This window comes from Stenotrophomonas sp. Y-13 (genome assembly GCF_046267925.1).
In the GTDB taxonomy this organism is placed as follows: Bacteria; Pseudomonadota; Gammaproteobacteria; order Xanthomonadales; family Xanthomonadaceae; genus Stenotrophomonas; species Stenotrophomonas acidaminiphila_A.
The window spans coordinates 2,556,797-2,579,096 of sequence record NZ_CP176501.1; the positions used below are offsets into that span (position 1 = coordinate 2,556,797).

At 70.3% G+C, this 22,300-nt stretch carries 15 protein-coding genes; 4 read left to right on the plus strand and 11 right to left on the minus strand.

Annotated features, from left to right (window positions below):
• Positions 1–48: 48 nt before the first annotated feature.
• Together hflC and hflK are read right to left on the minus strand one after the other, a co-directional pair.
• A complete protein-coding gene (hflC, locus tag ACJ7VY_RS11670; protein ID WP_056931328.1) occupies positions 49–912 on the minus strand; it encodes a protease modulator HflC in 864 nt (287 codons plus the stop codon).
• Positions 909–2,018: an FtsH protease activity modulator HflK gene (gene hflK / locus ACJ7VY_RS11675; RefSeq protein ID WP_313247773.1), complete on the minus strand. Its 1,110-nt coding sequence runs from the start codon at positions 2,016–2,018 to the stop codon at positions 909–911. The genes hflC and hflK overlap by 4 nt, the downstream gene beginning before the upstream one ends.
• Before the next feature lie 146 nt (positions 2,019–2,164).
• On the opposite strand from hflK, the gene ACJ7VY_RS11680 reads away from it, so the two are divergent.
• Complete coding sequence (locus ACJ7VY_RS11680; RefSeq protein WP_054667035.1) at positions 2,165–3,160, plus strand: YhdH/YhfP family quinone oxidoreductase; 996 nt, start codon at positions 2,165–2,167, stop codon at positions 3,158–3,160.
• Between the two features lie 85 nt (positions 3,161–3,245).
• Entirely contained in the window at positions 3,246–3,632 is a 387-nt protein-coding gene (gene pilH, locus ACJ7VY_RS11685) for a twitching motility response regulator PilH (protein ID WP_409475663.1), read from the plus strand.
• Positions 3,633–4,329: 697 nt separating this feature from the next.
• Here pilH and ACJ7VY_RS11690 read toward each other — a convergent pair.
• Positions 4,330–5,229: a DnaJ C-terminal domain-containing protein gene (locus tag ACJ7VY_RS11690; protein WP_409475664.1), complete on the minus strand. Its 900-nt coding sequence runs from the start codon at positions 5,227–5,229 to the stop codon at positions 4,330–4,332.
• A gap of 125 nt (positions 5,230–5,354) precedes the next feature.
• Positions 5,355–5,795: an Hsp20/alpha crystallin family protein gene (locus ACJ7VY_RS11695; protein WP_054668739.1), complete on the minus strand. Its 441-nt coding sequence runs from the start codon at positions 5,793–5,795 to the stop codon at positions 5,355–5,357.
• Positions 5,796–5,945: 150 nt separating this feature from the next.
• On the opposite strand from ACJ7VY_RS11695, the gene ACJ7VY_RS11700 reads away from it, so the two are divergent.
• Together ACJ7VY_RS11700 and ACJ7VY_RS11705 are read left to right on the plus strand one after the other, a co-directional pair.
• A complete protein-coding gene (locus ACJ7VY_RS11700) occupies positions 5,946–6,428 on the plus strand; it encodes a peroxiredoxin (protein WP_054667038.1) in 483 nt (160 codons plus the stop codon).
• Positions 6,429–6,459: 31 nt separating this feature from the next.
• A complete protein-coding gene (locus ACJ7VY_RS11705) occupies positions 6,460–7,035 on the plus strand; it encodes a bacterioferritin (RefSeq protein ID WP_104939292.1) in 576 nt (191 codons plus the stop codon).
• An 816-nt stretch (positions 7,036–7,851) separates the two neighbouring features.
• On the opposite strand, the gene pbpC is transcribed toward ACJ7VY_RS11705, so the two are convergent.
• The 7 genes from pbpC to prpB all read right to left on the minus strand — a co-directional run bounded on the left by pbpC (position 7,852) and on the right by prpB (position 22,207).
• Positions 7,852–10,209 (minus strand): penicillin-binding protein 1C, encoded by a 2,358-nt coding sequence (gene pbpC, locus ACJ7VY_RS11710; RefSeq protein ID WP_409475665.1) that lies wholly within the window; start codon positions 10,207–10,209, stop codon positions 7,852–7,854.
• A gap of 144 nt (positions 10,210–10,353) precedes the next feature.
• On the minus strand, positions 10,354–15,249 hold the full coding sequence (locus ACJ7VY_RS11715; protein ID WP_409476811.1) for an alpha-2-macroglobulin family protein: 4,896 nt from the start codon (positions 15,247–15,249) through the stop codon (positions 10,354–10,356).
• Between the two features lie 124 nt (positions 15,250–15,373).
• Positions 15,374–16,561, minus strand: coding sequence for a 2-methylaconitate cis-trans isomerase PrpF (gene prpF / locus ACJ7VY_RS11720; protein ID WP_409475666.1), 1,188 nt, complete (start codon positions 16,559–16,561; stop codon positions 15,374–15,376).
• Between the two features lie 51 nt (positions 16,562–16,612).
• Positions 16,613–19,231: a Fe/S-dependent 2-methylisocitrate dehydratase AcnD gene (gene acnD / locus ACJ7VY_RS11725; RefSeq protein WP_409475667.1), complete on the minus strand. Its 2,619-nt coding sequence runs from the start codon at positions 19,229–19,231 to the stop codon at positions 16,613–16,615.
• Between the two features lie 271 nt (positions 19,232–19,502).
• Positions 19,503–20,663, minus strand: a complete 1,161-nt coding sequence (gene prpC / locus ACJ7VY_RS11730; RefSeq protein ID WP_104939297.1) for a 2-methylcitrate synthase — start codon at positions 20,661–20,663, stop codon at positions 19,503–19,505.
• 25 nt (positions 20,664–20,688) lie between these two features.
• Positions 20,689–21,288, minus strand: coding sequence for a DUF1003 domain-containing protein (locus ACJ7VY_RS11735; RefSeq protein ID WP_104939298.1), 600 nt, complete (start codon positions 21,286–21,288; stop codon positions 20,689–20,691).
• A gap of 31 nt (positions 21,289–21,319) precedes the next feature.
• Positions 21,320–22,207 (minus strand): methylisocitrate lyase, encoded by an 888-nt coding sequence (prpB, locus tag ACJ7VY_RS11740; RefSeq protein ID WP_313232778.1) that lies wholly within the window; start codon positions 22,205–22,207, stop codon positions 21,320–21,322.
• Positions 22,208–22,300 lie beyond the last annotated feature (93 nt).

Sequence of the window (22,300 nt, forward strand, 5' to 3'; positions counted from 1 at the left end):
CCCTGCCCTCCCCCGGCGGGAGAGGGGCGGGGCGGCGCGGGCCCGGGCTCAGCGGTCGTTCTTGAGGTACTGCAGGAACGGGTCGTTCTTGTCCAGCACGATCACGCCGTTGCCGTCGGTCATGGAGGCGCGGTAGGCCTCCAGGCTGCGGTAGAAGGCGTAGAACGCCGGGTCGGCCGAGCCGGCCTTGCCGTAGATGGCGGCGGCCTGGGCGTCGCCCTCGCCGCGCAGCTGCTGGGCGTCGCGCTCGGCTTCGGCCACCAGCACGGTGCTTTCGCGGTCGGCCTGGGCGCGGATGGTGAGCGACTGCTCTTCGCCTTCGGCGCGCAGCTTGGCCGCTTCCTGCTTGCGCTGGGCGCGCATGCGCTCGTAGACGTCGGTGATCACCTGGCTGTCGGTGGGCAGGTCGATCTGCTTGATGCGCAGGTCGATGATCTGCATGCCCAGGGTCTTGACCGCCTCGTTGATGCCCTGCAGCTGCCCGGCAATGAGCTCGCCGCGGTCGCCGGACACCAGCTGCTGCAGGGTGCGGGCGTTGATCTGGTTGCGCAGCGAGTCGGTGATGATCGGCGCCAGGCGGGCGTTGGCCACCTTGCCGTCGCCGCCGGTGGCGCGGTAGTAGGCGCGCACGTCGGAGATGTAGCCGATGGCGAAGAAGTCGACGCTCACGTCCTTCTGTTCGGCGGTGAAGTAGCGCGCCGGGGCGGTGTCCAGCACCTGGAAGCGGCGGTCGAACACGCGCACCGTTTCCACCAGCGGCACCTTGAAGTGCAGGCCGGGCTTGATGTCCGAGCGCACCACCTTGCCCAGGTTGAGCACCATGGCGGTCTGGTCTTCACGCACCACGTACACCGAGCCCAGCAGGCCCAGCAGCACGGCGACCAGCAGGCCGATCACAAGGGAATTCTTCATCGGCCGGCCTCCTCACGGTTTGCCGAGCGCGAACCGGAACGGTCCGCGTTGCGAATGCTGTCGGTGGCGGCCGGCAGCGCCGGCACCGCCATTTCCGGGGTCAGTTGCGGGGCGTTGGCGGTCTTGCCGGCGTCGACCGGCATCGGCACGTAGATCAGCTGGCGGCCGTCGCCGCCGATGACCTTGCGGTTCTCGGCCAGCACGTCCTGCACGGTTTCCAGCCACAGGCGCTTGCGGGTGACTTCCGGGGCGTTCTTGTATTCGGCCTGCAGCAGGGTGAAGCGGCGCGCGTCACCTTCGGCGCGGGCCACGATGGCCTGCTTGTAGCCTTCGGCGGTGGTGCGCGCGCGCGAGGCCTGGCCGCGCGCTTCGGGCACCACCTTGGCGGCGTAGGCCTGGGCTTCGTTGATCAGCCGTTCCTTCACCTGCTGGGCGCCGTTGACCTCGTCGAAGGCCGGCTTCACTTCTTCCGGCGGGCGCGCGTCGGGCAGGGTCAGGCCGGTGACCACCAGGCCGGTGCGGTAGGCCTTGAGCGAGGCCTCCAGGCGCTGCTCGGCGGCCACGGCCAGCGGGCCGCGGTTGTTGAGCACGGTGTTGAGGTCGGCACGGCCCACCTGCTCGCGCACCGCGCTCTGCGCCGACTGCTCCAGCACCTGGTCGGCGTCGATGGTGCCGAACTGGTACAGGCGCGGGTCGTCCACACGGTACTGCACGTTCAGCGCCACGTTGACGATGTTCTCGTCGCGGGTGAGCACCGGCACGTTGCTGCTGAAGGTCTTGATCTGGGTGGCGTTGACCTTGACCACCGATTCGATCGGCCACGGCAGCTTGAAGTTCGGGCCTGGCTGCAGGATGCGCGAGAACTGGCCGAAGCGCAGCACCACGCCGCGCTGCTGTTCGCCGATCAGCTGGAAGCTGGACAGCAGCACCAGCAGCGCCACGCCCAGCAGTACCCAGCGCCAGATGCCGCCGTCGAACAGGTCGCGCAGCGGGCCGGGCAAGCCGCCCCATCCGCCGCCGCCATTGCCGCCGCGCGGCGAGCGCGATCCGCGCCGGTTGTCGGCGGGGCCGCCACTATCGTTGCCGCCAGGTGTGTTCCAGGCCATGCATGCTCCATCTGTCAGGGCCTGTCCGCGGGGCGTTCCCGCAGTCCTGGCCGTGGTCAATCGAATCCGGATTCTACTAGATGGGGCAGACCTGACGTTTCGCAACCGCTATCTTGGTTGTCTCCCGTTCCGCCGCAGGCCATGCCATGTCCGCCCCCGCCCCGTTCACCGCCTTCCGCATCCACAACGACGACGCCGGCTACCGCGCCGGGCTGGAGCAGGTCGCCCTGGACCAGCTGAGCCCGGGCGAGGTGGTGGTGCGCGCCCGCTGGTCCTCGGTCAACTACAAGGACGCGCTGGCCGGCACCGGCCAGGGCAAGATCCTGCGCCGGTTCCCGCTGGTGGGCGGCATCGACGTGGCCGGCGAGGTGGTGGCCTCCCGCGACCCGGCCTTCCGCGAGGGCGATGCGGTGCTGGCCACCGGCTGCGGCCTGAGCGAAACCCGCGACGGCGGCTACAGCCAGTATGTGCGGCTGGAGTCGAAGTGGGCCATCCCGCTGCCGGCCGGGCTGAGCCTGCGCGAGGCCATGGTGCTGGGCACGGCCGGGTTCACCGCCGCACTGGCCCTGCTGCGCATGACCGACAACCGGCAGACCCCGGCGCACGGCCCGCTGGCGGTGACCGGCGCCACCGGCGGGGTCGGCTCGCTGGCGGTGGATATCTTCAGCCGCGCCGGCTTCGAGGTGCACGCCATCAGCGGCAAGGCCGAAGCCAGGGACTACCTCACCACGCTGGGTGCCACCCAGGTGCTGGGCCGCGAGGCGCTGGCCACCACCCGGCCAATGGAATCGGCGCGCTTCGGCGGCGGCCTGGACAATGTCGGCGGCGCCATGCTCACCAGCCTGCTGGCGCAGACCGCGCCCTACGGCAACGTCGCCTCGGCCGGGCTGGCCGCCAGCGCGGAACTGGACATGACGGTGATGCCGTTCATCATCCGCGGCGTGTCGCTGCTGGGGGTGGCCTCGGCCGGCACCGCGCGCGACATCCGCGAACAGGTGTGGCAGCACCTGGGCGACGACTGGAAGCCGCGCCACCTGGACACCATCTGCACCCGCGAGGTGGGCCTGGACGGGTTGCCGGAGGTGTTCGCCACCATGCTGGGCGGCGGTTCGTTCGGGCGCACGCTGGTGCGGATCGACTGAATGCGGCGCCGCGCGCGGCGTGGCGGGTTGCTTCGCATCGCAGCGGGCACGACACTATGGCCGCGACATCATCTTGGGGAAGAACGTGGCGCGTATTCTGATCGTGGACGATTCGCCGTCGCAGCTGCTCGGCATCCAGCGCATCGTCGAAAAACTGGGGCATGAAACCTTCACCGCCACCGACGGCGCCGCCGGCGTGGAAGCGGCCAAGTCGGTGCTGCCCGACCTGGTGCTGATGGACGTGGTGATGCCCAACCTCAACGGTTTCCAGGCCACGCGCACGCTCAAGCGCGAGGCCAGTACCGCGCACATCCCGGTGGTGCTGGTGACCACCAAGGACCAGGACACCGACCGCCTGTGGGGCATGCGCCAGGGCGCCAAGGCCTACGTCACCAAACCGTTTTCGGAAGACGAGCTGTCCGAGGTGATCGCGCGGGTGTTCGAAGGCGGCGGCGACGCGCCCGAAGCCTGATCTGTGGATGCGGGGCTTGCCCCGCATGCGGCTTTCCCCGGCAAGGCCCCGTGTGGGGCGAGCCCCACACCTACGAGTCCACGGCCCCGACCTGATGCGGTCGGGCGGCGACGTTTCCGAAACCTGGCCTGTGGATGCGGGCCTCGCTCCGCATGCTCGATACGAGGCTTGCTCCGCATGCTGTGGATGTGGGCTTGCAACGCATGCCAGATACGGGGCTTGCTCCGCATGCTGTAGATGCGGGACTTGCACCGCATGCTAGATACGGGGCTTGCACCGCGTGCTGTGGATGCGGGCTTGCCCCGCGCGCTTACCCTGTAGATGCGGGGCTTGCCCCGCATGCGGCGTTCCCCGGCAAGGCCCCCGTGTGGGGCGAGCCCCACACCTACGACGCCGTGGCCCCGACCTGATGCGGTCGTGCGGCGACGTTCCCAAAACCTGACCTGTGGATGGAGCGGCTCGCCCCACATGCTGTGGATGTAGGCTTGCACCGCAAGCTAGATACGGGGCTTGCTCCGCGTGCTGTGGATGCGGGCATGCACCGCACGCTTACCTTGTAGATGCGGGGCTTGCCCCGCATGCGGCTTTACCCGGCAAGGCCCGGTGTGGGGCGAGCCCCACACCTACGGGGCCGTGGCCCCGGCCTGATACCGCCGCAGGGGCGCCCTCACGGGCCGCGCCTGCCGCTGGCGATACGTCAGATTTTCTCGCCGAAGGCCTTGGCCAGCGCGCGGTAGGCCTTCTGCTGGGCCTCGTTGGTCGCCACCGGGGCGATGACTTCCAGCTCCACGATCTGGTCGCCGTCCGGCTTGCCCGGCAGCCCGCGGCCGCGCAGGCGCAGCTTGCGGCCGCTGTCCGAGTCGGCCGGCACCTTCAGCTCCACCGCCCCGCCCAGGGTCGGCACGCTGATGCTGGTGCCCAGCGCCGCCTGCCAGGGGGTGACCTGCAGGGTGTAAAGGATGTTGCGGCCGTCCACCTCGAACTGCGGGTGCGCGGCGTATTCCACTTCCAGCATCAGGTTGCCGCCACCGCTGCCCTGCCCGGCCAGGCGGATCACCTGCCCGGGGCGGATGCCCTTGGGCACGCGCACGTCCAGCTGGCGGCCATCGACGTTGATGCGCAGCGTGTCGCCGTTGTAGGCCGCTTCCAGCGGCACCGACAGCTTGGCGCGGGTATCGCGCGTGGGCTGCGGCCCGACGTTGCCACCGAAACCGTCGAATCCGCCACGCGCACGGCCGCCCCCGCGCTGGCGCGCGAACAGGCTTTCGAAGAAATCGCTGAAGCCGCCGCCGGCACCGGCGCCGCCGAACACTTCCTCGAAGTCGAAGCCCTGGCCGCCGCCGAAGTTGGGCGGCGCGTGGAACTCCTCGCCGGGCCGGTAGCCCTGGGCGCGCAGCTGGTCGTAGGCCTGGCGCTTGGCCGGGTCGCGCAGCGCCTCGTAGGCCTCGTTGACGGCCTTGAACTTCTCCTCGGCGCCGGCTTCCTTGCTCACGTCCGGGTGGTACTTGCGCGCCAGCCGCCGGTAGGCGGTCTTGATTTCGGCATCGCCGGCCGTGGGCTCCACACCCAATGTCGCGTAGTAATCCTTGAATTCCATCCAGACACCCTTTCTGAAAGAGTCGGGCCCGCCGCCTTGCGGCGAACGGGCCGATACGGGTTCGGCTGCCGCCGTGGCGCCATTCTAGCGGGCCACGGCGGTGCCGATGTGTGCGCGGCGCGTGCTTACGCGGTGCCGCCGGCGCTGGCCACCTGGATGCGGCGCGGCGCGGCCTCGGCGCGCTTGGGGATGCGGATTTCCAGCACGCCGTCACGGCTGCTGGCGACGATGCCTTCGGCGTCGGCGCTGTCGGGCAGCGCAAAGCGGCGTTCGAACGTGCCGTGGCGGCGTTCGATGCGCGAGAAGTGCGGGCCTTCCACCGGCGCTGGCGCGCGGCGCTCGCCCTTGATCGACAGCACGCCCTTGTCCATCTGCACCTCGATCGAGGCCGGGTCCACGCCCGGCAGGTCGGCGTGCAGCACGAACTGCGTGTCCTGTTCGCGGATGTCCACGGCCGGCACCCAGGTACCGGCCGGTGCGGCGTCGCCGGGCATGTCCAGCAACGGGGCGAGCAGATGGCGGATATCGGACTGGGTCGGCCACTGGCGGTAACGTACGATGCTCATCATCTCCTCCTGCAGGGATGCGGGCGGGCGGCCGGAATGGCGCCCTGCGCCCATGCACGGGAAATGCTGCGTGAAGGCCGCGCTTTCAAGCCGTTGACGCGGCCCTCAACCCCAGCTCACTAAACTTCGATTCAGACTCTGGAGAAGCCCATGACCATCCACGTCGGCGACCGCATCCCGGAAGTGACCCTCAAGCGCATCCGCGAGGGCATGGAAACCATCGACACGCAGGCGCTGTTCGATGGCCGCAAGGCGGTGCTGTTCGCGGTGCCCGGTGCGTTCACCCCGACCTGCTCGGCGCGCCACCTGCCCGGCTACATCGAGCGCTTCGAGCAGTTCCGCAGCCGCGGCATCGACGTGTTCTGCATGGCGGTGAACGACCCGTTCGTGATGCAGGCCTGGGGCAAGGCGCAGTCGGTGCCGGACGGGCTGCTGATGCTGTCCGACGGCAATGGCGACCTCACCCGCGCCCTGGGCCTGGAAATGGACGCCAGCGGATCGGGCATGGGCATGCGTTCGCGCCGTTTCGCGCTGTACGTGGACAACGGCATCGTGCGCGCCGTGCACGTGGAGGAACCCGGCAATTTCGAGGTGTCCTCCGCCGAGTACGTACTGGCCCACCTTCCGGAGTAGCGATTCCCTTCCACCAAGGAGCACGCCCGCCATGAGCAAGCAGCCCGCCAGCAAGAAAGCCATGACCGTCCCGGCCAGCGGCATCAGCGACCGCAAGACCCTGCGCGCCAACGCGCGCAGGAGCATCGAGGACGGCGCGATCACCCCGACCTATGCCGCCGACCGCAAGATGGTGATCAAGCTGCTCAACGACGCCCTGGCCACCGAATGGGTGTGCGTGCTGCGTTATTACCGCCACTACTACATGGCCAAGGGCATGCTCGCCGACGCGGTGAAGGCCGAGTTCCTGGAGCACGCGCAGCAGGAGCAGGCGCACGCCGGCATGCTGGCCGAGCGCATCGTGCAGCTGGGCGGCGAGCCGGACTTCAACCCGGACACCCTCACCGCCCGCGCCCACGCCGAGTACAAGGAAGGCGGCAACCTGCGCGACATGGTGCGCGAGAACCTGATCGCCGAGCGCATCGCCATCGACAGTTACCGCGAGATGATCAACTTCGTCGGCGACAAGGACACCACCACCAAGCGCATCCTCGAGCAGATCCTGGCGCAGGAAGAAGAACACGCCGACGACTTCGCCGACCTGCTCGACGGCTGGATCGGCGAATAGCCGCGGCGAAACGCGCCCTGGCGCTTTGCGCGGAAGAGCGTGCGAGGCAAGCCTCGCACCTACGTGGGCACATCGCGCAACGTGCCGCGCGCCGGGCGGAGGGGCCTGCAGGCGCCGGCGGCGGGCGCCGCGGCGGCCAACCATGAAGCACATGCCGTGGCTGGATCGTCCAATGGCACCGTAGGGCCTCCCTTGGACTGTGCGATGGCATCGTAGGTGCCGTAGCGGCCGAGGGCATCGTAGGTGCCGGGCTTGCCCGGCACAGGGGCCTTCCCGATATCGGTCACGAAGAGCGTGCGAGGCAAGCCTCGCACCTACGCGGGCACATCGCGCAACGTGCCGCGCGCCGGGCGGAGGGACCTGCAGGCTCCATCGGCGGCCAGCCATGGAGCGCAATGGCACCGCAGGGCCTTTCTTGGATCGTCCAATGGCATCTGGACGCCGGAGCGGCCGAGGACACCGTAGGTGCCGGGCTTGCCCGGCACAGGGGTGTTCCCGATATCGGTCACGAGGAGCGTGCGAGGCAAGCCTCGCACCTACGCGGGCATAACGCTGCCCTGTGCCGCGCGCCGGGCGGAGGGGCGTGCAGGCGCCGGCGGTGGCCGCCGCGGCGGCCAACCATGAAGCACATGCCGTGGCTGGATCGTCCAATGGCACCGTAGGGCCTTCCTTGGATTGTGCGATGGCATCGTAGGTGCCGTAGCGGCCGAGGGCATCGTAGGTGCCGGGCTTGCCCGGCACGGGGGCCTTCCCGATATCGGTCACGAAGGGCGTGCGAGGCAAGCCTCGCACCTACGCGGGCACAGCGCCCACCGCTCAGTGCGCCACGCGGAAGCGGATGCGGGTCCAGGCGCCGTCGGCGGCCAGTGCGGTGAGGCTGTGCTCGCCCGGTTCGTCGAAGTCGCGCACGAACGCGCGCGCGCCTTCGGTCTGCGCGATCCAGCGCCCGTCCAGCAGCCACTGCACCGTGGTTTCGCTGCCGATCGCCCGTATCTGCAGGCGCGGGCCGTGCGCCGCGCCCGGCGCGCGCGCCACGGTGGCGCGGTCGGTGAGTCCGTCGATGTGCAGGGCGGCATCCTTGCCGCGGCCGTCGTCGGGGCAGTCCGGCGCCAGCGGTGGCAGCTGCTGCGCCTGGCGCTGCGCCTGCGACAGCCATGGCGAGGCCAGCGCCGGCCAGCGTGCGACTTCGCGCGCCTGCCGCTGCGGGTGGCCCTCGCAGCCGGCCGACAGGCGCTGGCCGCTGCGCGCATCCACCTCGAAGCGCACCTGCCCGGACTGCCACAGCCGCGCATCGCGCTCGGCGAAGGTCGGCGGCACGGTGCCATCCAGCGCCAGCGCGTCGAGCCGCCGCTGGCACAGCGCCGGCGGCGTGTCGGTGGCGGCCAGGCCCAGCGGCCAGCACACCGTCACCTCGCCAACGCTGGCCGGCATCGGCGGCGTGTCGCTGTCGCCGGGCTGGCGCGGCAGGCTGTCGATCACTTCGAACATCAGCGGCAGCGCGGTGACCGCGCCGTACTGGCCGGGCAACGGCGTGCCGTCCGGGCGCCCCACCCACACGCCGACGGTGTAGCGGCGGGTGCTGCCGATCGCCCAGGCGTCGCGGTAGCCATAGCTGGTGCCGGTCTTCCACGCCACCGGCGGGCGGCTGCCGGTGTCGAAGGTGCCCAGCCCGTAACCGGGGCGCGGGTTGGACTGCAGGATGTCGCGCACGATCCACGCCGCGCCCGGCGACACCAGCCGGCGTTCGATGCGCGGGTCGTCGGCGGTGTAGCGCACGCGCCCGGCGATGCCCTGGCGGTTGAGCGCGGCGAAGGCGCCGACCAGGTCCTCCAGGCGCGCGCCGGTGCCGCCCAGGATCAGCGCCAGGTTGGGCTGCACCCCGTGCGGGAAGCGCAGCTTGATGCCGGCGTTGCCCAGCCGCGCGGCGAAGCGCGACGGGCCGACGCGGTCGAGCAGGTCCACCGCCGGTACGTTCAGCGACAGCCGCAGCGCGGTGGCCGCGCCGACCGGGCCGTTGAACGCGGCGTCGAAGTTGCCGGGGCGGTAGCCGCCGAAGCTCTGCGGCGCATCGACCAGCAGGCTTTCGGAATGGATCAGCCCGTCGTCCAGCGCCATGCCGTACAGGAACGGCTTGAGCGTGGAGCCGGGCGAGCGCCAGGCCTGCACCATGTCCACGTGGCCCAGCCGCGCCTTGTCGGCGAACGCCACCGAACCGACGTAGGCGCGCGCCTCCAGGGTGGCGTTGTCCATTACCAGCAGCGCGGCGGAGGTGCGCTCGGGCAACTGCGAGAAATACGCGGCCACGCGCTCTTCCAGGGTGCGCTGCAGACCGCTGTCCAGGGTGGTCTGGATCTGCGCCGCGCGCGGTTGCGCACTGCGCAGCCGCTGCGCCAGCAAGGCCGCGTGCAGCGGCTGCTGCAGCGAGCGTGCGACCACCGGCTCGATGCGCGCATCGGCCACCGCTTCGTCCGACCACGCGCCCAGTTCGGTCATGCGCGCCAGCACCTTGTCGCGGGCGCGGCGCGCGGCCTCGGGGTGGCGGTCCGGGCGCAGCCGGCTCGGCGACTGCGGCAGCACTGCCAACAGCGCGGCTTCGGCATGCGACAGCCGCGCCGCCGGCTTGCCCAGGTAGGCCCAGCTGGCCGCCTCCACGCCTTCGATGGTGCCGCCGTAAGGCGCGCGCTCCAGGTACAGGTCCAGGATCTGCGCCTTGTCCAGGTGCGCCTCCAGCTGCAGCGCGCGCAGCAACTGCTTGGCCTTGCCCCACGGCGTGCGCGTGTGCGGGTCGAGGATGCGCGCCACCTGCATGGTCAGGGTGGAGCCGCCGGAGACGATGCGGCGCTCGGCCAGCATCTGCCCGCCGGCGCGCAGCAGCGCCCACGGATTGATGCCGGGGTGCCGCCGGAACCAGCGGTCCTCGTAGGTCAGCAGTGCCTGCAGGTACAGCGGCGAGACGGTCTTCGCATCGGCCGGGTAGCGCCACACGCCCTGCGCATCGGCGAAGGCGCGCAGCGGCGTGCCGTCGCGGGCGACGACCAGGGTGCCGGTGTCGCGTGCGGCCGGCAGCGGCAGCGGGAAGGCGATGTCCAGCACCAGCAGCAGCGACAACAGCGCCACCGCGCCCCAGCGCAGCCATGGCAGCAGGCGCCGCAAGCGCCCGCGCGGCGGCCGCATTGCCGGGTCAGTGCCGCGTTCGCCGCCCGCGCCCGCGGCGGGCGCGGGAGCGGGAGGTACCGGAGTGCGGGGTGCGGCGCTCGCCATCCATCATCCATTCATTGCCGCGCGGGCGCGCGCGGTGGCACGTGCCCGCGGTGATCGTCATGGCTGCACGACGGTGATCGTGGTCGGGTTGGACCGGCCCACGCCGCGCAGCTCGGGACGGTACATGTCCTCGGCCAGCGGCGGCGGCACGGTGTAGGTGCCCGGGGTGACCGCGCGCACCAGGTAGAACACCCGCGCGGTGCTGCCGCGCGACAGGTTCAGCGCGGCCACGTAGCGGTCGTCGCGGAACTCCTCGTGCTTGGCATCGGCCGCGCCGCCGCGGTCGTTGATCTGGATGCCGTCCACCACCACGTCGGCCCACTGCTTGGCGTCGCCGAGGTTGAAGTTCTCGATCTCCAGGCCGGCCGGCAGCAGGTCGGTCAGCAGTGCGTCGGGCATGGCGGTGTTGGCGGTGACGCTCAGGCGCACGATCAGCGCCTCGCCTTCCTTCAGCGGCCGCGGGGTCCACGGCTTGCCGTCGGTGGTGAACCAGGCGCGCTCGATGCCGATCACGCTGTTGTCCGGCGCCGGCGCCTGCCGCGGAATGCCGGCCACTTCCAGGCTGGCGAACATCGGCGCCTGGCCCTGCGGGGTGAAGCGCACGCCCTGCGCCAGCTGCGTGGCGTCGAACACCCGCGCGAACAGCTTGCGCGCGTCGATGGCTTCGCGCGCCGGGCCCACCGCCAGTTCACCGGAGACCAGCTTCTTCTGGTCGGCCATCAGCGCCTTGCCCAGCCGCGCCAGCGCCACCTGCTCCTGGGTGCTCAGCCACAGCCAGTCGGCGTTGCGGCGCGCGTCCAGTTCGCGGCCCAGGCTGACCGCGCGTGCGTCGTACCCGGGCTTGGCCAGGCCGCGCTCGTGCAGCAGCGCGATCATCAGCGCGTCGTCGCGCAGCGGGCTGCCGTAGTCGCCGAAATACGCCGGGCGGTCCTTGCCGGCCATGCCGAAGCCGGCGGCGATGGCGGCCTGGCCGCGCTTGCTATCGCCCTGCAGCGACAGCGCCACGCCCAGGTGCACCAGCGACAGCCCGGTCACCGCCTTGCCGCGCTCGTTGTCGTACAGCGCGCGCAGCGTGCCCAGCGGGGCGCGGTTGACCCGCGCCAGCACGTAGCCCGAATACGCCTGGTTGGCGAACTTCAGCGCCTCGCGGCGGTCCTGGCCGTAGAACTGGTTGCCGCCGCTGAGCAGGTCCTCGCTGATCCGGTTCAATGCCTTCTGCAGCACGTTGTCCGGCACCGCGAAGCCGGCATCCTTGGCGTCGAGCAGGAACTCGGCGATGTACGGGGTCAGCGCCGGGTTGACGTAGTCGTCGCTGCCCCACATCGAGAAGTTGCCGTTGGCCACCTGCATCGAGGCCAGCCGCCCGAACGCGCCTTCCATGCGCTCGCGGCGGGCCTTGGCGTCCAGCCCGTCGGCGCCGAGCATGGCCGAGGTGGCCTGGTCCAGCAGCAGTGCCGCGTAGCCCTTGCTGGTGGTCTGTTCGGCGCAGCCGTAGGGGTAGTTCAGCGCGCCCTGCAGGGCCGAGGCGAACGGGATCGGCGGCAGCGGGCTGACCAGCATGCGCGCATTGACCGAACCGGCCATCAGCCCGCCGGCGAAGGCGCTGTCCAGGGTGACCGGCGCCAGCGGGTCGAGCGTGCGGGTCTGCGCGCGCAGCACCTGCGGCCAGGCCGCGCGCACCGGCAGGTCGTAGCGGCGGTCGACCTTGAAGCCGTTGCCGTCCACCCGTACCCGCACCTTGGCCACGGTGTAGCCCTCCTGCGCGGTGAGCGGGAAGCTCAGGGTCTGCTTGGCGTCGGCGGCCAGCTGCAGCCGTCGCGCGGCCTCGCCGATCGCCAGCGGGCCCTCGCCGTCCACCCGCACCGTGAACTCGCCGGGCTTGCCGGTGAAGTTCTGCACGTCCAGGGTCACCGTGCTGCGGTCGCCGGGGGCCATGACCCGCGGCATGCTGGCCTCGGCCAGGATCGGCGCGCGCACCACCGTTTCCACGTGGCGGTTGCCGTAGCGCGTGTCCGAATACACCAGCGCCGACACCCGCAGGGTGCCGTTGAAATCCGGTACCGGCAGGGTGATGCGGGCGTTGCCCTTCGCGTCGAGCGCGACCGGGCCGGAGAACAGGTCCACGGTCTGCACCCGCGCGGTCGGGCGCCGCGCCTGCGGCAGCGCCTGCAGCGCCATGTCGCCGCCGAACTTGAGCTTGCCGCTGTTGCCCTCGAAGCTCTCGATCACCCGCCCGTAGATGTCGTAGGCGTCCACCCCCAGGCGGCGCTGCGCGAAGAAATGCGCGTTGGCGTCGGGCACCGCGAAGCGGGTGATGTTGAGGATGCCCACGTCCACCGCCGAGACGGTGACGTGCGCCGGCTTGCCGGCCAGCTCCGGCGCGCTGACGGTGACCGTCATCGGCTGTTCGGGGCGCATCTGCTTCGGCGCCACCAGGCCCACCGCGATGCGGCGGTCGCGGCGGTCCATCGGCACGTGCGCCACGCCCACGGCGCGCGCCGGGGTGATCTTGCTGGACGCGCTGCCACCGCGGAACACCAGCGCGGTGACGTAGACGTCGTGCCGCTCCCAGTCCTGGGTGACCGGGATCTCGAAGGTGCTGCCCGGCTTGGCCTCGATGTCCTGCACGTAGAGCATGCGGTCGCTTTCGACCATCAGCACGCCCCGCCCGGCATGCGGCGGGGTCAGGGTCACCTTCAGCGTGTCGCCGGCCTTGTAGCCGGTCTTGTCCAGGGCCAGCTTGACCTTGTCCGGGCGCGCGTCGAGCCCGCGGTTGTCGTCGTTCCAGCTCCAGCCGGCGCGGAACGGGTAGCGCATGGTCAGCCCGGTGGCCGGGTCGAACACGTCCACCCGGTATTCGCCCCACTCCACCGGGAAGTCGAACCGGGCGGCGGTGGCGCCGACATCGAGGGTGCGGGTTTCCTTGTTCTCGAAGCGACGGGTGAAATCGTAGTCCCAGCGGTTGTCGGTGAAGGTCCAGTGGTAGTCGCGCAGTTCGCGCACCAGGGTGACCTTGAGCCCCTTGGCCGGCTGCGGCTTGCCGTCGGCATCCACGCGCTGCAGCTCGAAACGCGCGTTGGCGTTGGCGTCGGCGCCATCGGTGTCGCTGAACAGCGGGCGCACCGCGACCAGCGCCGGTGCCGGCCACAGCACGCGCTTGAGGGTACGGGTGACGGTGCGGCCGCCGGTCTCGTAGACGCTGGCCGAGACCAGCGCCGCCACCGGCGTACCCTTGCCGACCTCGTCCGGCAGGGCGATGTCCTGGCGCAGCCGGCCGTCGCTGGGCAGGGTGGTGTCGATCACGTCGCTGGCGTCGCGCGGCAGGCTCACGGTCGGGTCGCCGAAGAACCAGCCCGGCATCGATTCCAGCGGGTGCTGCTCCACCGCCACCGCCAGCCGGGCGGTGAAGCGGTTGCCATCGGCCGGCGCGCCGTACAGGTACGCGGCGTCGGCCCGCAGCTTCAGCGGTTCGCCCGGTTTGAGCGTCTTCTGTGCGCTGTCCAGGTCCAGCTTCATGCGCTCGGGCAGGAATTCCTCGATGCGCAGGGTCAGGCCCTGCACCGCCTCCTTGCTGGCCGGGTCGGTACGGAACTCGACCTGCCAGCGGCCGATGGGCGCCTCGGCCGGGATCGCCTGTTCGAAACTGAAATAGCCCTGCGCGCCCGGCTGCAGGCGGGTTTCGCGGAACACCTTGCCGTCGGGCTGCTTGAGCCGCAGGAACACCGGCTGCGCGCCCTTGTCCGGCGCGGTCACCGGCTTGCCGTCGTTGTCGCGCAGCAGCGCCGACACGCGCACCGTCTCGCCGGGGCGGTACAGGTCGCGGCCGGACCAGGCGAACACGTCGAACCATGCGTTCTGGCGCCCGGCCACGGCGAACTCGCTCAGGTCCAGCGCCGGCTGGTTGAACGGCAGCATCGTGGTGTCGGCACCGCTGCTGGCCACCAGCACGTGCGCGGCGTCCAGGGTGTAGTTGAGCAGCGCGTTGCCGTTGGCGTCGGTCTGGCCCTTGAGGATGGTCTCGCCCTTGCCGTCGAGCACCCGCAGCTCGACCTTCTTCAGCGGCGCGCCGGAGGCCAGCGAGGCGGTGTGCACGAACAGCTGCTCCTTGTAGGCGCGGGTGTGCAGGCCGATGTCGCTGACGGTGAAGAACGCGGTGTCGTACTCGCCCTCGAAACTGCCGGCGCGCTTCATCACCGCGAAGTACAGGCCCGGCTGCTGCAGCTCGCGGATCTCCTGGATCGGCAGGTAGGTCAGCACCCGTTCGTTGGGCTTGCCGCCGAGCACGAAGCGGTTCAGGTAGACCGGCTCGGCCAGCTGCGAGATCGGCGTGTGCTCGCCGTAGTCGCTGTCCAGCTCCCAGCTGCCGCGACGGCCACCGCGCTGGTACTGGCTGAAGAAGCTGGGCAGGTTCTTCTCGCCCACGCGCAGGAATTCGACGTCCACTTCCGGCACGTTGACCGACACCACCGGCAGGCCGCGGCTCTCGCGCGCCGGCAGCACGCTGCCCTGCGAGGCGAAGCCGGCGGCCGGCTTCAGCTCGCCGGTGAACACCTGCTGGCGCACTTCGCGGCCCAGGCGGCTGCCGTCGGCGGCGAGCAGGTCGGCCGAGACGACCAGGGTGTAGTCCTTGGCCGCCTCGACATAGGGATAGCGCAGGGTCTTGCCGTCATCGGACAGTGACCAGCTGCTGTCCTCGGTGCCGACCTTTTCCTCGAAGCGCAGCAGCTTGTCGAAGTCCTGGGTGCCGACCAGCGGCTGTGAGAACTCCACCGCCAGCGACAGGCCGTCGCCGCCCTTCTGGTCGGGCCACACGCGCACCAGCGCGAAGCCCTTGACCTCGTCGCGCTTGGCCTGGATCGCCTCGCCGCTGGCGCCGGGCAGCTGCCCGGTCTCGTTGCGCTTGCAGCCGGCCAGCATCGCCAGCGCCACCAGCGCGGCGGCGCCCCAGCGCATGTGCTTCCACTTCCTGTTGCCCATGGCGTTCTCCTGCAGACGCGGCGAGTATAGCCGCCGCCCGGGAACCCCTCGTGTGCGCGACGGCACGCCTGCGGTGGCGTGCCGGCTGCGCCCGGGCCTTTCAGAACGTGTCGCCGGGCACGCGTACCGCGCCCTCCATCAGCACCCGCGCCGAGCGCGACATCACCGCCTTGGTCACCGTCCACTGGCCGTCGACCCGGGCTACCGCGGCGCCCACCCGCAGGGTGCCGGAGGGGTGGCCGAAGCGCACCGCCTCGCGCTGCCCGCCGCCGGCGGCCAGGTTCACCAGCGTGCCCGGCACCGCCGCGGCGGTGGCGATGGCGACCGAGGCGGTGCCCATCATCGCGTGATGCAGCTTGCCCATCGACAGGGCGCGCACGTTGAGGTCGATGTCGGCGGCGGCGATGTGCTTGCCACTGGAAGCGACGTAGTCCCTGGCCGGCGCCACGAAGGCGACCTTGGGCGTGTGCTGGCGGGTGGCCGCTTCTTCCGGCGCCCGGATCAGGCCCATGCGCAGCGCGCCGGCCACGCGGATGGCCTCCAACCGGGCCAGCGCCGCCTTGTCCTCGTTGATCGCCGGCTGCAGTTCGGTGCCGTCGTAGCCCAGCGCGGCGGCCTCGACGAACACCGTGGGAATGCCGGCGGTGATCATCGTCGCCCTGAGCGCGCCGACGCCGGGCACGTCGAGCTCATCGACGAGGTTGCCGGTCGGGAACATCGAACCGCCCTCGCCTTCGTCGTCGGACGGATCGATGAACTCCAGCACGATCTCCGCCGCCGGGAAGGTGACGCCATCCAGTTCGAAATCGCCGGTTTCCTGCACCTGTCCGTCGCGCACCGGCACGTGCACGATGATGGTCTTGCCGATGTTGGCCTGCCACACCCGCACCGCCACGGTGCCGTCGCGCGGGATGCGCGCGGCCGGGACGAAACCGTTGGCGATGGCGAACGGCCCCACCGCGGTGCTGAGGTTGCCGCAGTTGCCCGACCAGTCGACGAACGCGCTGTCGATGGAAACCTGGCCGTACAGGTAGTCGACATCGTGGTCCGGCACCGAGGCCGGGGCGATGATCACGCACTTGCTGGTGCTCGACGTCGCCCCGCCCATGCCGTCGGTCTGCTTGCCGTACGGGTCGGGCGAACCGATCACCCGCATCAGCAGCGCGTCGCGCGCCGGGCCGGGCACCTGCGCCGCTTCCGGCAGGTCCTGCAGGCGGAAGAACACGCCCTTGCTGGTGCCGCCGCGCAGGTAGGTGGCGGGAATGCGGAGTTGTGGGAGAAATGCCATGGAACGGTTCCTTGCGATGAAAGACGGCCCGTTGCCGGGCCGTCGGGGGTATCAGGCCACCCGGGCGCCTTCCAGGAAATCCTGGGCGAAGCGCTGCAGCACGCCGCCGGCCTCGTAGATGGCCACTTCCTCGTCGCTGTCCAGGCGGCAGGTCACCGGCACCTCGACAGTACTGCCATCGCGGCGGTGGATCAGCAGGGTCAGGTCGGCGCGCGGGGTGCGCTGCCCGAGCACATCGAAGGTCTCGGTGCCGTCGATGCCCAGGGTGTTGCGGTCGGTGCCCGGCTTGAACTCCAGCGGCAGCACGCCCATGCCGATCAGGTTGGTGCGGTGGATGCGCTCGAAGCCCTCGGCGACGATGGCTTCCACGCCGGCCAGGCGCACGCCCTTGGCGGCCCAGTCGCGCGAGCTGCCCTGGCCGTAGTCGGCACCGGCGATGATGATCAGCGGCTGCTTGCGCGCCATGTAGGTCTCGATCGCTTCCCACATGCGCATGACCCTGCCTTCCGGCTCCACCCGCGCCAGCGAGCCCTGCCGCACGCTGCCGTCGGCGTTGCGCACCATCTCGTTGTAGAGCTTGGGGTTGGCGAAGGTGGCGCGCTGCGCGGTGAGGTGGTCGCCGCGGTGGGTGGCGTAGGAATTGAAGTCCTCTTCCGGCAGGCCCATCTTCGCCAGGTACTCGCCGGCGGCGCTGGACGGCAGGATCGCATTGGACGGCGACAGGTGGTCGGTGGTGATGTTGTCCGGCAGCACCGCCAGCGGGCGCATGCCGCGCAGCGTGCGCTCGCCGGCCAGCGCGCCCTCCCAGTACGGCGGGCGGCGGATGTAGGTGCTGCGCGGGCGCCAGTCATACAGCGGGCTGACCGGCGCGCCATGCTCGACGCGCACGTTGAACATCGGGTTGTAGACGCTGCGGAACTGTTCCGGCTTGACCGCGGCCTTGACCACGGCGTCGATCTCGGCGTCCGACGGCCAGATGTCCTTCAGCCGCACGGCGTTGCCGTCGGCGTCGATGCCCAGCACGTCCTTCTCGATGTCGAAGCGCACGGTACCGGCGATGGCGTAGGCGATCACCAGCGGCGGCGAGGCCAGGAACGCCTGCTTGGCGTAGGGATGGATGCGGCCGTCGAAATTGCGGTTGCCCGACAGCACGGCGGTGGCGTACAGGTCGCGGTCGATGATTTCCTGCTGGATCGCCGGGTCCAGCGCGCCGCTCATGCCGTTGCAGGTGGTGCAGGCGAAGGCGACGATGCCGAAGCCCAGCTTTTCCAGCTCGGGCAGCAGGCCGGCCTCTTCCAGGTACAGCTGCACCGCCTTGGAACCGGGCGCCAGCGACGACTTCACCCACGGCTTGCGCACCAGCCCGCGCGCGTTGGCGTTGCGCGCCAGCAGGCCGGCGGCGATCACATTGCGCGGGTTGGAGGTATTGGTGCAGCTGGTGATGGCGGCGATGATCACCGCGCCGTCGGGCATCAGCCCCTGGGCTTCCTCGCCCCTGCCGCTTTCCAGCTTGGCTTCGTCGGCGATGCCGCGCTCGGCCAGCTCGGACACCGGCAGGCGCCGGTGCGGGTTGCTCGGGCCGGCCATGTTGCGCACCACCGTGGACAGGTCGAAACGCAGCACGCGCTCGTACTGCGCGGTGGCCAGCGCGTCGGCCCACAGCCCCGTGGTGCGCGCGTAGTTTTCCACCAGCGCCACCTGCGATTCCTCGCGGCCGGTCAGGCGCAGGTAATCGATGGTCTGCTGGTCGATGTAGAACATTGCCGCGGTGGCGCCGTACTCCGGGCACATGTTGGAGATGGTGGCGCGGTCACCGATGGTCAGCGCCGCGGCACCCTCGCCGAAGAACTCAAGCCAGGCGCCGACCACGCGCTCCCTGCGCAGGAACTCGGTCAGTGCCAGCACCACGTCGGTGGCGGTGATGCCCGGCTGCGGCCTGCCACTCAGTTCGACACCGACGATGTCCGGCAGGCGCATCCACGAGGCGCGGCCGAGCATCACGTTCTCCGCCTCCAGCCCGCCGACGCCGATGGCGATCACGCCCAGTGCGTCCACGTGCGGGGTGTGCGAATCGGTGCCGACGCAGGTGTCCGGGAACGCCACCCCGTCCTGCACGTAGACCACCGGCGACATCTTCTCCAGGTTGATCTGGTGCATGATGCCGTTGCCCGGCGGGATCACGTCCACGTTCTGGAACGCCTGCTTGGTCCAGTCGATGAAGTGGAAGCGGTCCTCGTTGCGGCGGTCCTCGATGGCGCGGTTCTTGGCGAACGCGTCCGGGTCGTAGCCGCCGCACTCCACCGCCAGCGAGTGGTCGACGATCAGCTGCACCGGCACCACCGGGTTGACCTTGGCCGGGTCGCCGCCCTTTTCGGCGATGGCGTCACGCAGGCCGGCCAGGTCCACCAGCGCGGTCTGGCCGAGGATGTCGTGGCACACCACGCGCGCCGGGAACCACGGGAAATCCAGGTCGCGGCGGCGCTCGATCAGCTGCCTGAGCGAATCGCCGAGCGCGGCCGGATCGCAGCGGCGCACCAGGTTCTCGGCCAGCACGCGCGAGGTGTACGGCAGGGTGGCGTAGGCGCCGGGGGCGATGGCATCGACCGCCTCGCGGGCGTCGAAGTAGTCCAGCGCGGTGCCGGGGAGTTGCTTGCGGTGATCGGTGTTCATGGCGGGCCTGTGAGGGTCTGGGCTTGCTGTCGTGGCGGGTGGGCTGGCGGCTGCGCCGAGCCGCCGCACCCCGGAGAATCCGAAGGCTGCCCTCCCCCGCCTGCGGGGGAAGGTGCCCGAAGGGCGGAGGGGAACCCTGGCGTTGCCTGTCGATCTTCGTCCACCCGCACGAAGCCGGGCGTACGCGCCAGCCGCTTCCCCTCGCCCGGCCCTTCCCCCGCGTGCGGGAGAGGGGCCTGGTCTTCCGCACGCGGAAGACGCGATGCGCGGCTTACGCGCGCTGGTCCAGCGGCACGAAGGCCTGGTCTTCCGGACCGGTGTAGTTGGCGCTGGGACGGATGATCTTGCCGTCGATGCGCTGCTCGATGATGTGCGCGCTCCAGCCGGCGGTGCGCGCGATCACGAACAGCGGGGTGAACATGGCGGTCGGCACGCCCATCATGTGGTAGCTGACGGCGCTGAACCAGTCCAGGTTCGGGAACATCTTCTTGATGTCCCACATCACCGTTTCCAGGCGCTCGGCGATGTCGTACATCTTCATGTTCTGCTGTTCGGCCGACAGCTCGCGCGCGACCTCCTTGATCACCTTGTTGCGCGGATCGGACACGGTGTAGACCGGGTGGCCGAAACCGATCACCACTTCCTTGCGCTCCACCCGCGCCTTGATGTCGGCCTCGGCCTCGTCCGGCGTCTCGTAGCGCTTCTGCACCTCGAACGCGACTTCGTTGGCGCCGCCGTGCTTGGGCCCGCGCAGCGCGCCGATGCCGCCGGTGATGGCGCTGTACATGTCGCTGCCGGTGCCGGCGATGACGCGGCAGGCGAAGGTGGAGGCGTTGAATTCATGCTCGGCGTACAGGATCAGCGAGGTGTGCATCGCCTTGACCCACGAGTCGCGCGGCTGCTCGCCGTGCAGCAGGTGCAGGAAGTGGCCGCCGATGGAGTCGTCGTCGGTCTCCACGTCGATGGCGCGGCCGTTGTGGCTCCAGTGGTACCAGTACAGCAGCATCGAACCGAGGCAGGCCATCAGCTTGTCGGCGATGTCACGCGCACCCGGGTGGTTGTGGTCGTCCTTCTCCGGCGACACGCAGCCCAGCACCGACACGCCGGTGCGCATCACGTCCATCGGGTGCGCCGACGGCGGCAGCTCTTCGAGCGCGGCCTTGACCGCAGCGGGGATGCCGCGCAGCGCCTTGAGTTTGGCCTTGTAGGCGCGCAGCTCGGCCTGGTTCGGCAGCTTGCCGTGCACCAGCAGGTGAGCGATTTCCTCGAACTCGCTGGTGTTGGCCAGGTCCAGGATGTCGTAGCCGCGGTAATGCAGGTCGTTGCCGCTGCGGCCGACCGTGCACAGCGCGGTGTTGCCGGCGGCGGTGCCGGACAGGGCGACGGACTTCTTGGGCTTGAAGGCGGGCGTGGCGGTGGTCTGTTCTGACATGGTCTTCTGCCTTTCGAGGGAAGGTTTACGGTTGTTTCTGCGGCTCGTCGCCGGGCGCCGTGGTGGCGCGTTCCAGCAACCGCTGCAGCATTTCGATCTGGCGGTTCTGCTGTTCCACCAGCAGCGCCCATTCGCGGGTGCGCAGCAGGTCCAGCTTCTCGTGGATCTGCAGCACTTCCAGCTCCGCTTTCACGTTGACCTGGTAGTCGTTCTCGGCACGCATGCGGTCCACCGCCGCCTGCCGGTTCTGGCTCATCATGATGATCGGTGCCTGCACTGCGGCCAGGCACGACAGCACCAGGTTGAGCAGGATGTAGGGGTACGGGTCGAACGCCCGGGCCAACAGGAAACTGTTGACCACCATCCACACCACCAGCACCACGCCGAAGCACAGGATGAAGGTCCAGCTGCCGCCGACTTCGGCGACGCGGTCGGCGACCCGCTCGCCCAGCGTGCGCGACTCGTGCAGCTCGCGGCGCACGTTGCGCGAGACCCGCCCGCCGGAGATGAAGCGTTCGACCACCACCCGTTCCTCGGGCGTGAGCTGCTCCAGGTCGCGCTGCAGCAGGCGCCGCGCGGTATCGCGGCGGTCGACGCGGGTGCGGTGGGAGGACGGGGTCGCCATGGCGGGTATCAGGTGGCCGCAGGGACGGCCATCATGCGCCCTTCTGCGCGAATACCTTGTCCAGCTGCGCCTCGAAGGCGTGGTAGCCGATGCGGTCGTACAGCTCCTCGCGGGTCTGCATGGCATCGACCACGCTGCGCTGGTGGCCGTCGCGGCGGATCGCCTCGTACACGTTCTCGGCGGCCTTGTTGGCGGCGCGGAACGCCGACAGCGGGAACAGCTGGATGGCGACGCCGGCCGTGGCCAGCTCGTCGCGGCTGAACAGCGGGGTCTTGCCGAACTCGGTGATGTTGGCCAGCACCGGCACCTTCACCGCGTCGACGAAGCGGCGGTAGGTGTCCAGGTCGTAGGCGGCCTCGGCGAAGATGCCGTCGGCACCGGCCTCGACGCAGGCGATGGCGCGCTCGATGGCCGCGTCCACGCCTTCCATCTGGATGGCATCGGTGCGGGCGATCAGGAAGAAGTCCGGGTCGGTCCTGGCGTCGGCGGCGGCCTTGACCCGGTCCACCATCTCGCCCTGCGACACGATTTCCTTGCCCGGGCGGTGGCCGCAGCGCTTGGCGCCGACCTGGTCTTCGATGTGGCAGGCGGCGGCGCCGGCCTTGACCAGCGACTTCACCGTGCGCGCGATGTTGAACGCGCTCGGGCCGAAGCCGGTGTCGATGTCCACCAGCAGCGGCAGGTCGCACACGTCGGTGATGCGGCGCACGTCGATCAACACGTCTTCCAGGGTGTTGATGCCCAGGTCCGGCAGCCCCAGCGAGCCGGCCGCGACGCCGCCGCCGGACAGGTAGATGGCCTTGTAGCCGGCGCGCTTGGCGAGCAGCGCGTGGTTGGCGTTGATCGCACCGATCACCTGCAGGGGCTTTTCGGCGGCCAGGGCGGCGCGGAACGCGGCGCCGGCGGAGGAAACGGACATGGCGGGACTCCTGGTATGGCGGCGGCGAGAGCGCCGTTCCGCGATGGCGCACAATCTGGCACCACCCAAACCATTGATCAATCTTGATTCAAA